Genomic DNA, 14,112 nt, shown 5'->3' on the forward strand with positions numbered 1-14,112 from the left:
AATTTATTAAGTCCGCGCACACGGAATGTTGTTGCTCTCCAGTCTTTCTGGTATAAAGCAGCGCTCTTTTCTAGGGGCCCGGTTCCTTCACTGTAGGTGTAGCCGGTAAGACCTCTAAAGAAACGCGGCGCCTGGCGCCAAATGACTGAGAGATTAAGCGGCCAACCCATGCCGGGTTGGGCATGTGGTTTTAGAGGGCTGAGGCATGTCGAGAGTATGTCAAGTTACCGGTAAGGGTCCGGTGACTGGGAATAACATTTCCCACGCAAACAACAAAACCCGTCGTCGTTTCCTGCCGAACCTGCAGCATCACCGCTTCTGGGTTGAAGAAGAGAAACGTTTCGTGCGTCTGCGCGTATCTGCCAAAGGCATGCGTATCATCGACAAGCGTGGCATCACTGTCGTGCTGGCCGAAATCCGCAAAGCCGGCAAGATCTAAGGGAGCTAATCATGCGTGAATTGATTCGTTTGATTTCGAGCGCCGGTACTGGTCACTTCTACACTACCGACAAGAACAAGCGCACTACTCCGGACAAAATCGAGATCAAGAAATTTGATCCGGTTGTTCGTAAGCACGTGATCTACAAGGAAGGCAAAATCAAGTAATTGATTTTTCCCGACTTACGAAAAAGGCCCGTATCGCGAGATACGGGCCTTTTTTGTGCCTGTCTATTTTGTATTGCCTGGGCCGGCCCCTTCGCGAGCAAGCCCGCTCCCACATTGGATTTGTGAACGACGCAGATCCAATGTGGGAGCGGGCTTGCTCGCGAAGGGGGCGGCCGGGGCAGCACAACTCCTTAAACCTTCTGTTCAAACACCACATAAATCTTGCGGCAAGGCTCCAGCACTTCCCAAGTACCGCGAAACCCTGCCGGGATCACGAAGCGATCACCTACACGCAAGGTCTTGGCGTTGCCATCGTTGTCACGCAGCACTGAAACTCCCTGAAGGATTTCGCAGTATTCGTGCTCGGTGTAGTTCACCCGCCACTGGCCGACTTCGCCCTCCCAGACACCTGCACTCATCTGGCCGCACGGGCTGTTGTAGTGGTTGTACACCGCTTGATCGGGGTCGCCCTTGAGGACTTTTGCAGGGTCGGGCCGATAACGATCGGGCTGGGTGTTGGCCTGGCTGAAATCGACGATATCCTGAATGCTCATGCTGGTATTCCCCCGTGATTGCGCTGGAAAATTGAAAGTCTATGTTTATTAAAATGAACATCGCAAGGCCGTTTTCCAGCCTTGTGTCAAATATATTGAAACTTCACCGGCCGCTGGTTTAGGGTAATGGTTGCCTTGAGCCGAAAAGCAGGCTGGCCGGGCAGAATTCCTGACAGCGCCCGCATAGAACGCGGGGCACTCGTATTCAATAAGAGGAGGACACTCGAATGACCACCCTGACTCGTGCCGACTGGGAACAGCGGGCTCGCGATCTGAAGATCGAAGGCCGCGCCTACATCAATGGCGAATACACCGATGCCGTCTCCGGCGAGACCTTCGAGTGCATCAGCCCGGTCGATGGCCGTCTGCTGGGCAAGATTGCCAGCTGTGACGCCGCCGACGCCCAGCGTGCCGTGGACAACGCCCGCGCCACTTTCAATTCCGGCGCCTGGTCGCGCCTGGCGCCGACCAAACGCAAAGCCACCATGATTCGTTTTGCCGGCCTGCTCAAACAGCACGCCGAAGAGCTGGCCCTGCTCGAAACCCTGGACATGGGCAAGCCAATCAGCGATTCCCTGTACATCGACGTTCCCGGCGCGGCGCAAGCCCTGAGCTGGAGCGGTGAAGCCATCGACAAGATCTACGACGAAGTCGCTGCCACCCCGCACGATCAGCTGGGTCTGGTGACTCGCGAGCCGGTCGGCGTGGTCGGCGCAATCGTGCCGTGGAACTTCCCGTTGATGATGGCCTGCTGGAAGCTCGGCCCGGCGCTGTCCACCGGTAACTCGGTGATCCTCAAGCCTTCCGAAAAATCGCCGCTGACAGCGATCCGCATTGCGGCGCTGGCGGTTGAAGCCGGTATCCCGAAAGGCGTGCTGAACGTGCTGCCGGGCTACGGTCACACCGTCGGCAAGGCCCTGGCCCTGCACAACGACGTCGACACCCTGGTGTTTACCGGTTCGACCAAGATCGCCAAGCAACTGCTGATCTACTCCGGCGAATCGAACATGAAGCGCGTCTGGCTGGAAGCTGGCGGCAAGAGCCCGAACATCGTGTTCGCCGATGCGCCGGACCTGCAAGCCGCCGCCGAAGCCGCTGCCGGTGCCATCGCCTTCAACCAGGGCGAAGTCTGCACCGCCGGTTCGCGCCTGCTGGTCGAGCGTTCGATCAAGGACAAATTCCTGCCGCTGGTGATCGAGGCCCTGAAAACCTGGAAGCCGGGCAACCCGCTGGACCCGGCAACCAATGTCGGTGCGCTGGTGGACACCCAGCAGATGAACACTGTGTTGTCCTACATCGAGTCCGGTCACACCGATGGCGCCAAACTGGTGGCGGGCGGCAAGCGCATTCTTCAGGAAACCGGGGGCACTTACGTTGAGCCGACGATTTTCGATGGCGTGAGCAACGCGATGAAAATTGCTCAGGAAGAAATCTTTGGTCCGGTGTTGTCGGTCATCACCTTCGACAGCGCTGAAGAAGCCATCCAGATCGCCAACGACACGCCTTACGGTCTGGCCGCTGCAGTCTGGACCGCCGACATCTCCAAGGCTCACCTGACCGCCAAGGCTTTGCGTGCCGGTAGCGTGTGGGTCAATCAGTACGACGGCGGCGACATGACCGCGCCGTTCGGTGGCTTCAAACAGTCCGGCAACGGTCGCGACAAGTCACTGCACGCGTTCGACAAGTACACCGAGCTGAAGGCGACCTGGATCAAATTGTAAGCCAGAGAGGGAGCCCGTAGTAAATCGGGCTCCTGAACGACGCAGATCCCCTGTGGGAGCGGGCTTGCTCGCGAAGGCGGTGTAACAGCCAACATCAATGTTGGATGTGATGGCCTCTTCGCGAGCAAGCCTGCTCCCACAGTGTTTTGTGCTGTACATAAAATATCCACAGGAGTGTGGAACATGCGTTGGGCGACGTATTTCGCCGTTTTGGCGTCTGTCTTGAGTGTCGGCCTGGCCCTGGGTGTCAGCATGCCGTTGGTATCGCTGCGTCTGGAAGGCTGGGGTTATGGCTCGTTCGCGATCGGCGTGATGGCGGCGATGCCGGCCATTGGCGTACTGCTGGGGGCGAAAGTCTCCAGCCACCTCGCGGCCCGTCTTGGCACGGCCAATCTGATGCGCCTGTGCCTGTGGGCCGGGGCAGTATCCATCGGTTTGCTGGCAGTGTGGCCGAGCTACCCGGTCTGGTTGGTGTTGCGGTTGATGATCGGGGTGATCCTGACCCTCGTCTTTATCCTCGGTGAAAGCTGGATCAATCAACTGGTGGTTGAGCAATGGCGCGGTCGGCTGGTGGCGCTGTACGGCAGCAGTTACGCGTTGAGTCAGCTGGCCGGGCCGTTATTGTTGGGGGCGTTGGGCACCGAGCATGATTATGGTTTCTGGGTTGGTGTCGGTTTGCTGATGACGTCACCGTTCTTGCTGTTGGGCCGCGGCGGCGCACCCACCAGCGAAGCTTGCAGCGTAACCCTCGGTGACTTGTTGACCTTCTGCCGCGGCTTGCCGGCGATTGCCTGGGCGGTGTCGCTGTTCGCGGCGTTCGAAGCGATGATCCTGACCTTGCTGCCGGTCTATTGCCTGCGTCAGGGCTTCACCACGGAAATCGCCTTGGCGATGGTCAGTACCGTGGTGGTGGGTGATGCCTTGCTGCAATTGCCGATTGGCGCGCTGGCCGATCGCTTGTCACGGCGTACGTTGTTCACCAGCTGTGCGATGCTCTTGTTGCTGTCGAGTCTGGTGATTCCATTGCTGATCGACACGCTGTTGATCTGGCCGCTGTGGGTATTGTTTGGCGCCAGTGCCGGCGGTTTGTTCACCTTGTCGCTGATCTTGATTGGCGAGCGCTATCGCGACGATGCCTTGGTGCGCGCCAATGCCCATATCGCACAGTTATGGGGAATTGGTTGCCTGATCGGCCCCTTGGCGGCCGGTGCCGGGAGCCAGTGGATCAGCGGGCATGCCTTGCCGTTGCTGATGGCGGCGGGCGCGTTGGGGCTGGTGATTCTGGTATCGCGGCAAGGGGCGTTTGGGACAGTTGCCGAACCGGCCTGAGCGCCGCACAAAACCTGTGACAAGGGGCTTGTCTGTGGCGAGGGAGCTTGCTCCCGTTGGGTCGCGCAGCGGCCCTGAATCATGCGCCACCGCTTATTCAGGTAGAACACGGATGCCGGTTTGCGACTGCTGCGCAGCCGAACGGGAGCAAGCTCCCTCGCCACAATTCATCACCAGCATCCTGACTACAACATCCGCTCCAGGCCGACCATGCTGCTGAGCCATGAATTGAAGTGTCGCCACCAGCCTCCCGGTTCTTTGGTCAATGTGCGCTGCTTGTCGTCATCTTCGGTGACCCAGACAATCTGCCCCTTTTCCAGCCGGGCCTGATAGCTGAGGGCAGGCGCCATACCCTCCAGTGCCAGTTCGCGCACCCGCCCGGCGAGCTGCGGGTTGTCCACCAGTACCCCGACTTCGGTGTTCCACAGTACCGAGCGCGGGTCGAAATTGAACGAGCCGATAAAGGCTTTCTGTCGGTCGAAAATCATCGCCTTGCTGTGCAGGCTGGAGCCGGAACTACGGTAGGAGCTGCTGCCGCCGTGAAACAGGTTCGATCCGCTATCGCCGTTGTCTCCATTGTCGCCGGGCTGACGGCGTAATTCGAACAGCTGCACCCCATGCTCCAGCAAGGCTTTGCGATAAGGCGCGTAACCACCATGCGTGGCCGGTACGTCGGTGGCTTCCAGTGAGTTGGTCAGCACACTGACCGATACGCCGGCATCGGCGCGACCGGTCAGGTAAACCAGCCCCGGTTGGCCGGGTACGAGGTAGGCCGAGACCATGATCAGCTCTTTGCTGACCCCATTGAGCTCGGGCGCCAACTGAGTAGTCAGCAGCAAGTGTGGGTCAGGTTCGCCGTCGGACAGCACCTTGCTCGGTGCGTCCCACAATGCCTGGTTCCAGGCCCAGATCAGCTCCCGGCGCCAGACATCCAGGCGCGGGTGAGTGGTGTAGGACATTAACTGCTGATAAAGCGCGTGGTTCTGTTTGCGCGTTTCCTCCAGGGATTCGTCCAGTCGGGTCCGGGTGTTTCTCAGATCCCTGGCTGTCGGCTTGGTCGAGAGAAACTGCTCGATCGGCTTGCTCAGGGCGCTGTTCCAGTACTGGTCGAAGCTGTGTCCCAACTGCTCTGCAACCGGGCCGACACTGAGCATGTCGATGTCGGTGAAATTCAGGTTGGGCTCGGCATCGAAATACTCGTCCCCCAAGTTACGCCCGCCAACGATCGCCGCGCTGTTGTCCGCCACCCACAGTTTGTTGTGCATGCGCCGGTGTTGCTGCGACAGGTTGAAGAACCGGCCCATCGTTCGCGTAACGACGGTGCTGCGGCCCAGGTGCAGCGGGTTGAACACGCGGATCTGAATCTTCGGATGGACGGCGAGGGTCGCGATGATCTGGTCCAGGCCATCGCTGGTGGTGTCGTCGAGCAAAATCCGCACCCGCACGCCGCGGTCGGCGGCCTTGAGCAACTCGCTCACCAGTATTCGTGTGCTGATGCCGTCATGGACGATGTAGTACTGCAGATCGAGGCTGCTTTGGGCGTTGCGAATCAGCTCGGCGCGGGCGGTGAAGGCCTCGGCGCTGTCGGAGAGCAAGCGAAAACCCGATTGGCCCTCATGGGGGGCAGCCTGTGCCTGGATCGACCGCCCGAACGCCGACTTCGCCGCCGGTAGGGCCTGACTCGATTCGCGGACGACATCAAGGCTGGTGCAACTGCCGAGCAACAAGGCGAGCAACAAAGCGAAGGGCCGGACCGGAATGAGTATCAAGGCAGGATTTCTCGCGTCGGGGTCACGGAAGTATGGCACGGCATTGGGATCACACACGTTTGAAGGGTGGTATGACCGTGATTGATCGGATCCATCGGTGATAACCGAAAAGAGCCACTGGTTCTGTCGCGGATGCCCCATTGATATGGCGACTTCTCCTACATAAAAAACCTACAAGAAACGGAATGATCGCCGGGTATTCGACGTGTCGGAAGAAAGCGTGATTTCCCGCTGCATTCGACGCGTTGGTACTTTCATCCATTCACAGGTAAGTGTTTATGAAGAAGCTTTTTTTGATGGCCGCTTTAACAGCAGCCATCACTCCATTAGCCGTTCAAGCGGCAAGTGTCGACCTGAACGTCAGCGGTACGGTCATTCCGACTTCCTGCATTCCTGCTTTCGCCGGTGGCAGTAACGTCGATCTGGGGCGGATCTTTTCCTCGACGTTGAGCGCGACAACACAAAACGATCTCCCGCCGCGAGACATCACGTTGAAGATCGCATGCGATGCACCCGCTGCGGTGGAGATTGCAGTCACGGACAATCGGGGCGGTACCAAAGTGTCGGGCCTCAAGTTCAATGGCATCTCCGGTGATCACCTTTACTATGGCCTCGGCAGCACGAATGGCGTCGGCATCGGCGGCTTCGGCCTACTGACCGGCCAGCCCCTGACCGATGGCAACCCGCAGACTTTCCTGGTGCGCTCTCCGGCCAATCCGGTATGGCGAGTTCCGGTCAGCGGCCTGATGTCCAACGCCCCGGTTTCCTATTCCTGGGGGGCTGGTGCAGCAGCCGGCCCGGCCGCCGCGCGTCTGCATGTCTTTCCGATGAAAGTGGCTGCGGCTATTCGCCCGACCTCCGAACTGCCCGCGACCACCGACGAGTTTCCCCTCGACGGTTCGGTGACGTTCGACGTGTTCTACCTCTGAGCCGACGCGGCATAACGGGCTGACGGTCATACCGCTATTGGCCGTTTCCTGGCGTGTCATCGGGCATCGACAGGCATTGCGTTCGCCGTGCTGGTCGATGCCCTCTGGAGAATTTCATGTGTCCCCCTAAATCTTTGCAGGCGCTCGGCGCCATTGCAGGCCTGTGCCTGTCATTTTTCAGTGCGCTGACGATGGCGGCTGGCATGGTGCCGCAAACCCCTGTCGTAATAGTCGATGAGGCATTGGGCGAAGCGACCCTCAATGTCAAAAACTCCGACGAACAACCGGCATTGCTCTACAGCACGATCGAACACATCGCAGAGGATGACGAACCGCTGTTGCTGCTGACTCCGCCCGTGGCCCGGGTTGAGCCGGGGCAGAGCCAGCAGGTCAGGTTCATCTTGCGCAGCACCAAACCTCTGGAAACCGAACGCCTGAAACGGGTGGTGTTCGAGGGGATAAAGCCTCGTCAAGGCGCCGACGGTGCTCGGCTCAGCCTGGGCGTGCGGCAGAACATTCCGGTGATCCTGCGCCCGGCCAACTTGGCAGTGGACCGCGCGCCCTGGAAACATCTGCTCTGGAGCGTTGTTGGCGACCGGGTGCAAGTGAGCAATCCCGGCCCCTATGTAGTGCGGCTCGCCAAATCGGTGAGCTTGATCCCCAGCGGCGTGATGCTCGATCTCGGGCGCACCTACATTCTGCCCGGCGAAGTACTGACGCTCACCGCCGTGTCGACGTTGGGCACCCATGTGCGGATTTTTCCCGCGACGACTTATGGATTCGCGGTCGACAGCCATGATGCGCCGTTGAGCAGCCGATAATGAGTCGCCGCAAGCGTTGGTATGGCGGCTCACGTTGCTGGGTCGGCAGTCTGGTTCTGGTGATTGATGTGACCGGAAAAGCCTGGGGCGAAACGCCGATCGAATTCGATCGCTCGGTGCTTGAGGCCCGGGGTATCGACCCGAAAGTCGCCGAGCATTTTCGCGATTTACCCCGTTTTCAGGCCGGCCGTACGCGAGTCCTTTTGCACGTCAATGGCTCGCCCATCGGGCAGGTGCTGGCCACCTTCGATGACGAAGGCCAGTTATGCCTTGATGCGAACCTGCTCGATTATGCCGGTATTGCTGCGCCGCCAGGTTTGCCCGACAGTGCTGACGACAAAGCGTGTTTACGGGCAACCGAAGGGATAGCCGCTGCGCAAGTGCGACTCTCTCCAGGCCAGCAACAAGTGGCGCTTTTGGTTCCCACTGATCTGTTGCTCGCGCAGCCTCGGCTGCAGCGAAACTGGGTCTCAGGCGGTGTGGCGGGGGTGTTGAACTATGACGCGCTAGTGGTTTCCAGCTCAGGCGCGGACGCCTCCAGGCAGTATCGCAACCTGGGAACGGAACTGGGATTCAATGCCGGAGACTGGGTCGTGCGCAGTCGCCAGAATTACACCGCGTTCGAGGGGGTGGCGCGGTTCGAAACGTTGTACACCCAGGCATCGCGAACCTGGGAGCGTTATCAGGCCAATGTACAACTTGGCCAGCTCAATATGCGTTCGTCGCTGTTTGCCGGTGAGCCCTTTACCGGCATCCAGGTCCTGCCGGAAACAGCGTTCGCCTTGCGCAGTCAGGAAGGCCTCGGCGTCGGAACGGCGGTCGAAGGGATAGCTTACTCACCGTCACGGATAGAAGTGCGCCAAAGCGGTGTCGTGATTTACACCACCCTGGTTCCCGCTGGGCCATTCACCTTGCGTGATCTACCTGTACTCAGCCTTCAACTGGACCTCGAAGTCACAGTGATCGAAGAAAGCGGCGAACAGCGCCACTTCCGGGTGCCGGCAGCCAATGTGCGTCCGCTGAGTGGGTTGACCCCACCGGGCTTCGCCATCGCGGCGGGCCAGGTACGGCGGTTCACCCATGACGAACGTGAGACACCCTCGTTTTTTGCCGCCAGCAAGGATTGGCAGTGGGGCTCGGACTCGTTATTCACCGCCGGTTGGATGGGGAGCAGCGCCTATCAGTCATTGGGCTGGGGGGTGCAACAAGCCTTGACGCGCGACTCGATGGTGAGCATTCAGCACTTGAGTTCGCGTACAGCGTCAGCGGGGCAGGGCCAAAGCCTGCAGGCGACTTTCAGCACCTCGTTGGGCCCCGGTTTGTCCGCCAGCTTGACCGCAGCTCAGCGCACTAGCGGGTTTCGAACCTTGGCGGACATCGGGTCGGAATCTCTGAACGATGACCCTTATGGCCGGGCAGAACGTCAATGGGGTGCTTCAGTTAATTATTCAGATCGGCATTGGGGCGCGTTCAGTGGTTCGATGACCCGCTATGCCATGGCCGGTAGCCCGGATCGATCGCGGATCAGTGCTTCATGGTCTCGGGAATTCGGTGCTGCCAACCTGTCGCTGAATGTGCAACGCGAAAGTGGTGACGATGATCGCGGTACCGGTGTTTACGCCACCCTTGGCTTTCCCCTCGGGCGAAACCGTAGTCTGAGGGTATACGGTCGTCAGGATCGCCAGCAGGGGATGCGCACCGGCGCACGTTACAACGAACAAGTCAGCGAGACCTCGAGCTACAGCATCAATGCCGAACGTGCCGATACCGGTCAGACAAATCTCGGCGGGCGCATCAGTCTGCTGCCTCGTTACACCAGTGTCGACCTCGGCTATTCGCACAGCAGTGTCGGCACCCGCAGCTATGATTTCGCGTTGCGCGGCGGTGTGGCTGTTCACGAAAGTGGACTCACGCCATCACCTTATGCACTGCGCGATACTTTTGGTCTGCTGAAGATTGGCTCCGATGCCGGGATAAAAATCAGCACGCCTCAGGGACCGGTCTGGACCGATGGCACTGGCAGGGCGGTAGCGGCCAGCCTGCCGGCGTACCAGAGCAGTCGTCTGGAAATAGACACCGTCAGCCTGCCGCGTAATGTCGAAGTGCTCAATGGTTTTCAGGAAATCGAAACCGGACGCGGCGCGGTACCTCGACTCGACTTTAAGCTGAGCAGCGCCCGCCGGCTGATGCTGCATGTGCGAACCGAGGCCGGGCAGTGGGTACCCAAGGGAGGGGCGGTGTACGACAGCGAGGGTGTGTACCTGACCAGTGTGGTTGAGACCGGTCTGGTGTACATCGCCGATGCTCCCGAGTGGCTTGGGCTGCAATTGACGTTGCCCGACGATCGTCGCTGCCTGCTTGAGTTCGACACCCGCCAACTCCCAGAAACCACCGCGCCTTACCAGGCCGCCGAAGTGACCTGTCGGGCGGGTGATAGTTGATCCAGAGGACGTTCATGAAAGATTTTGTCAGGCTCTTGTTGCTGGCATTGTGGCCGGTCGCGCTACCGAGTTATGCGCAGGCGGACTGCACGATGCAGCTCAATCCCATGGTGCTGGATTATGGTTCGCATACCCGTGATGGCTTGCAGGCGTCGAATACGGGGGCGGCTCTGAGTTTCGGCATTCGGCGGATATATCTGAACGTGCAATGCAGCGAGCCGCAACCGATGACGCTGCGGTTCGAGGCGCCGGCTGTCGACGCGCAGCACTATCGGTTCGGGCCGGGCTTTATGCAGCTGCGTCTGGTTGCTGCACGACTCGATGGCCAGGCAGTCAACTGGTTAAGAGAATCCGACGGCGCGCACAACGTAGCGCTACTGCGGCCAGGCGATCGCATCCGACCCAGGCTCGACGGTCAGCCTCTGGCTGGCCAGCATTGGCGCCTGGAACTGGATATCGAAACCCTCGTCCCCCCACAAGCGACACGCGTTCGTGACATAACCCCGTTCCAGGCATGGGGGCGATTTCAGCTGGACTGATCGTTCAGCCTTCAGCCAGCAATTTGATAGCTGTCGCACCGACCTTGCGCACTGCTTCTTCGATCTGCGGGGTTGTTTTGGCAGCGTAGTTCATCCGCAGGCAATTGCGGTATTTGCCCGAGGCGGAAAAGATACTGCCGACAGCAATCTGTACGCCTTGATCATGCAGCGCCCGATTGAGTTTCAGGGTATCGAAGCCCTCCGGCAGTTCGACCCACAGCATGAAGCTGCCTTGCGGGCGGCTGGCCCGGGTGCCAGCGGGGAAATAGCGGGTCACCCAGTCGATCATCGCGTCGCGATTGCGCTGGTATTGCGTGCGCATCCGCCGCAAATGCGGTTCGAAGTGCCCGGCCTTGAGAAACTCGGCAATCGCAATCTGCGGCTGCGGCGCGGTGGAGCCGGTGCTGATGTACTTCATGTGCAGCACCCGTTCCAGATAACGGCCCGGTGCGACCCAGCCAATGCGCAGGCCTGGTGCCAGGGTTTTGGAAAAAGAGCTGCAGAGCAGGACGCGGCCGTCTTCGTCGAAGGATTTGATCGTGCGTGGGCGAGGGTAGGTGTAGGCCAGTTCGCCATACACATCGTCCTCGATAATCGCCACGTCAAAACGCTGTGCGAGTGTCAACAACGCACGTTTGCGCGCCTCCGGCATGATGTAGCCCAGCGGGTTGTTGCAGTTGGGGGTCAACTGTATGGCCTTGATCGGCCATTGCTCCAATGCCAGTTCCAAAGCTTCGAGGCTGATGCCGGTGAGCGGATCAGTAGGGATTTCCAGCGCTTTCATGCCCAGGCCTTTGAGCGTCTGCATGGCGCCGTGAAAGCTCGGCGAATCCACGGCGACGATGTCACCCGGCTCGCAGATGGCGCGGATGCTGGTGGACAGTGCTTCGTGGCAACCGGTAGTGATCACCAGATCGTTGGCGCCCAACTGGCAACCAGAGTCGAGCATCAGGCGAGCGATCTGTTCGCGCAATTCAAGGGTGCCATAGATGTTGTCGTAATACAGGCCGGGCATGTCCTGCCGACGGCTGATTCGCGCCAGGCTGCGCAGCAGCGGTTTCATGGTCGGCGTGGTGATGTCCGGCATGCCGCGACCCAGCTGCACGACGTCCTTGCGCGGTACGGCGCGGATCAGTTCCAGCACTTGATCCCACTGCGAAATATCCACCGGTCGCTGGGCCGGCCGGCCAACCACTGGCAGCTCCGGCAGTTCGCGACTTACGGGCACGAAGTAGCCGGACTTGGGTTTGGGCATCGCCAGGCCAACGTCTTCCAGCACTCGATAGGCCTGCTGCACCGTGCTCAGGCTGACCCCGTGTTCGACACTCAGTGCCCGCACCGAGGGCAACCGGTCACCGGGGCGATAGAAGCCCTGTTCGATACGCGTGCCGAGCAATTCGGCGAGATTGACATAGAGGGTCATGGCGCAGTCTCGGTATGGGTGATTCGGTTGACCAGTACAGATGGGGTGAATATATGTGATTCAGACGCTGAAACGGGAAATCTGTATGGAGTTAATACACCATCGTTGAATCTGTAATGCTTTTCGCCGTCCGCGCATCATGAAAGCTCTGGCTACCCAAGTAAACAGGAGCGACGAAAATGAACGGCTTGAGCGATGTGCGGCTGACGTTACACAGTCAGGAACTGGCGGCAGGGCAAAAAAACGGCGCACGCGAGGCAGTGATGCGCAACGCACCGTCCGGCCTGGGTCGCTGGGGTCTGTTCTGGCATCGTCTGCACACGCGCAAGGTGTTGCTGGAATTGACGCCGGAACAGCTCAGGGATGTCGGATTGAGTCAGGAGCAGGCGCGGGAGGAGGGGCTTAAGCCGTTCTGGCGGATCTGAGTTTTGCGGTGTTCTTTAAATCTATTCGCGAGCAAGCCCGCTCCCACATTTGATCGTCAACGAACGCAGATTTTGTGTTCGACAACGATTAAATGTGGGAGCGGGCTTGCTCGCGAAGGCGTCGACACAGACGCCGAAAATCTTTCAGACCAATTCTTTGAACCGATGCCACAACATCCCCAACGCCAACAGCGGAGAACGCAAATGCTTGCCACCCGGGAAGGTGATATGCGGCACCTTGGCAAACAGGTCGAAACCTCCGCTCTGCTGGCCGCTGATGGCCTCAGCCAACAACTTGCCCGCCAGATGCGTGGCGTTCACCCCATGGCCGGAATAGGCCTGGGCGTAATACACATTCGGCTGCTCCTTGAGCCGACCGATCTGCGGCAGGCGATTGGCGCCGATGCCAATCATCCCGCCCCATTGATAGTCGATTTTCACCTCGGCCAGTTGCGGGAACACCGCCAGCATCTTCGGTCGCATGTAGGCGGCGATGTCTTTCGGGTCGCGCCCTGAATAATGGCAGGCACCGCCGAACAGCAAACGTTGGTCGGCCGAGAGTCGGTAGTAATCCAGCGCCACCCGTTGATCGCAGACCGCCATGTTTTGCGGTAGCAAGGCGTGGGCCTGTTCTTCACTCAAGGGTTCGGTGGCGATGATGTAACTGCCGGCGGGAAGCACCTTGCCGCCGAGTTGCGGGTTGAGATCGTTGAGGTAGGCGTTGCAACCCAGCACCAGCGTCTTCGCGCGAACCGTGCCCCGGGCGGTGTGGACTTTGACCTCGGGGCCGTAATCGATGCGGGTCACCGCCGATTGTTCGAACAGCTTCACGCCCAATTGCCCGGCGGCTGCCGCTTCGCCGAGTGCCAGGTTCAAGGGGTGCAGATGCCCGGAGCCCATGTCGATCAAACCGCCGACGTAGCGATCGGAACCCACCACGCTGTGCATTTCGTGGGCTTGCAGCAGACGGGTTTCGTAACGATAACCGAGGCCGTGCAGCTCGATGGCGTCTTCGGCGAAGCCTTCCAGGTCTTGAGCCTTGTTGGCGAGATCGCAGTAGCCCCAAGTCAGGTCGCAAGGGATCTGAAAACGCTCGATCCGCTGTCGGACGATTTCCACCGCTTCCAGACCCATCAGTTTCATCTGACGCACGCCGTCGACGCCGATCACGTTGGCGAATTGATCGAGACCATGGCCGACGCCCCGAATCAACTGCCCGCCATTGCGTCCACTGGCGCCCCAACCGATTTTGTGCGCTTCCAGCAGCACCACGCTGAAGCCGCGTTCGGCCAGTTCGAGCGCGGTGTTCAGCCCGGAGAACCCGCCGCCCACCACGCACACGTCCGCAATCAACTCACCTGTGAGTACCGCGAGATCGGGCTGCGGCAGGCTGCTGGCGGCGTAATAAGAGGCCGCGTGTTGATGGCTCGAGGCAGGTTGCTGAACGGGGGCGTTCATGTGGTCATCCTGGGTGCATGTGTTTGAAAAAGTTGACGGAGCATAAGCCGCCGCTTCGGACACGGGCAACACCGGTCGGTTGGCGCTGTCTGGATCG

The 14,112-nt window shown here is 59.8% G+C and carries 13 protein-coding genes; 9 read left to right on the forward strand and 4 right to left on the reverse strand.

All coding sequences use genetic code 11. The annotated features are described in order from the left end of the window. Nucleotides 1-205: 205 nt before the first annotated feature. A complete protein-coding gene (gene rpmB / locus ACZ9IM_RS23575; protein ID WP_007894701.1) occupies nt 206-439 on the forward strand; it encodes a 50S ribosomal protein L28 in 234 nt (77 codons plus the stop codon). Between the two features lie 11 nt (nt 440-450). Then, complete coding sequence (gene rpmG / locus ACZ9IM_RS23580) at nt 451-606, forward strand: 50S ribosomal protein L33 (protein WP_007894709.1); 156 nt, start codon at nt 451-453, stop codon at nt 604-606. 191 nt (nt 607-797) lie between these two features. Here the strand turns inward: rpmG and ACZ9IM_RS23585 are convergent, their stop codons facing one another. Continuing rightward, complete coding sequence (locus tag ACZ9IM_RS23585; protein ID WP_476225067.1) at nt 798-1,160, reverse strand: cupin domain-containing protein; 363 nt, start codon at nt 1,158-1,160, stop codon at nt 798-800. Nucleotides 1,161-1,387: 227 nt separating this feature from the next. Between ACZ9IM_RS23585 and ACZ9IM_RS23590 the strand changes: the two genes are divergently transcribed. Continuing rightward, the gene (locus ACZ9IM_RS23590; protein WP_038980753.1) at nt 1,388-2,881 is read left to right on the forward strand and encodes an aldehyde dehydrogenase; all 1,494 of its coding nucleotides are present in this window, start codon (nt 1,388-1,390) and stop codon (nt 2,879-2,881) included. A gap of 183 nt (nt 2,882-3,064) precedes the next feature. Next, nucleotides 3,065-4,210 carry an MFS transporter gene (locus ACZ9IM_RS23595; RefSeq protein ID WP_427624056.1) on the forward strand — a complete coding sequence of 382 codons (1,146 nt, stop codon included), beginning with the start codon at nt 3,065-3,067 and terminating at the stop codon, nt 4,208-4,210. 185 nt (nt 4,211-4,395) lie between these two features. On the opposite strand, the gene ACZ9IM_RS23600 is transcribed toward ACZ9IM_RS23595, so the two are convergent. Then, complete coding sequence (locus tag ACZ9IM_RS23600; RefSeq protein WP_476225068.1) at nt 4,396-5,979, reverse strand: phospholipase D family protein; 1,584 nt, start codon at nt 5,977-5,979, stop codon at nt 4,396-4,398. A 278-nt stretch (nt 5,980-6,257) separates the two neighbouring features. Here ACZ9IM_RS23600 and ACZ9IM_RS23605 point away from each other — a divergent pair, with 278 nt between their 5' ends. From ACZ9IM_RS23605 to ACZ9IM_RS23620, 4 genes are all read left to right on the forward strand, one after another. Continuing rightward, nucleotides 6,258-6,908: a DUF1120 domain-containing protein gene (locus ACZ9IM_RS23605; RefSeq protein ID WP_476225069.1), complete on the forward strand. Its 651-nt coding sequence runs from the start codon at nt 6,258-6,260 to the stop codon at nt 6,906-6,908. A gap of 116 nt (nt 6,909-7,024) precedes the next feature. Further along, nucleotides 7,025-7,729: a fimbria/pilus chaperone family protein gene (locus ACZ9IM_RS23610; RefSeq protein WP_427624059.1), complete on the forward strand. Its 705-nt coding sequence runs from the start codon at nt 7,025-7,027 to the stop codon at nt 7,727-7,729. Continuing rightward, nucleotides 7,729-10,170: a fimbria/pilus outer membrane usher protein gene (locus ACZ9IM_RS23615; protein ID WP_476225070.1), complete on the forward strand. Its 2,442-nt coding sequence runs from the start codon at nt 7,729-7,731 to the stop codon at nt 10,168-10,170. The genes ACZ9IM_RS23610 and ACZ9IM_RS23615 overlap by 1 nt, the downstream gene beginning before the upstream one ends. A 14-nt stretch (nt 10,171-10,184) precedes the next feature. Continuing rightward, nucleotides 10,185-10,709, forward strand: coding sequence for a DUF1120 domain-containing protein (locus tag ACZ9IM_RS23620; RefSeq protein WP_476225071.1), 525 nt, complete (start codon nt 10,185-10,187; stop codon nt 10,707-10,709). Nucleotides 10,710-10,713: 4 nt separating this feature from the next. On the opposite strand, the gene ACZ9IM_RS23625 is transcribed toward ACZ9IM_RS23620, so the two are convergent. Next, nucleotides 10,714-12,132, reverse strand: a complete 1,419-nt coding sequence (locus ACZ9IM_RS23625) for an aminotransferase-like domain-containing protein (protein ID WP_427624063.1) — start codon at nt 12,130-12,132, stop codon at nt 10,714-10,716. 179 nt (nt 12,133-12,311) lie between these two features. Between ACZ9IM_RS23625 and ACZ9IM_RS23630 the strand changes: the two genes are divergently transcribed. Continuing rightward, a complete protein-coding gene (locus ACZ9IM_RS23630; protein ID WP_427624064.1) occupies nt 12,312-12,557 on the forward strand; it encodes a DUF1127 domain-containing protein in 246 nt (81 codons plus the stop codon). A gap of 144 nt (nt 12,558-12,701) precedes the next feature. Here the strand turns inward: ACZ9IM_RS23630 and ACZ9IM_RS23635 are convergent, their stop codons facing one another. Continuing rightward, complete coding sequence (locus ACZ9IM_RS23635; RefSeq protein ID WP_476225072.1) at nt 12,702-14,015, reverse strand: NAD(P)/FAD-dependent oxidoreductase; 1,314 nt, start codon at nt 14,013-14,015, stop codon at nt 12,702-12,704. Between the last annotated feature and the right edge of the window lie 97 nt (nt 14,016-14,112).

It is taken from the genome of Pseudomonas sp. TE12508 (genome assembly GCF_056279485.1).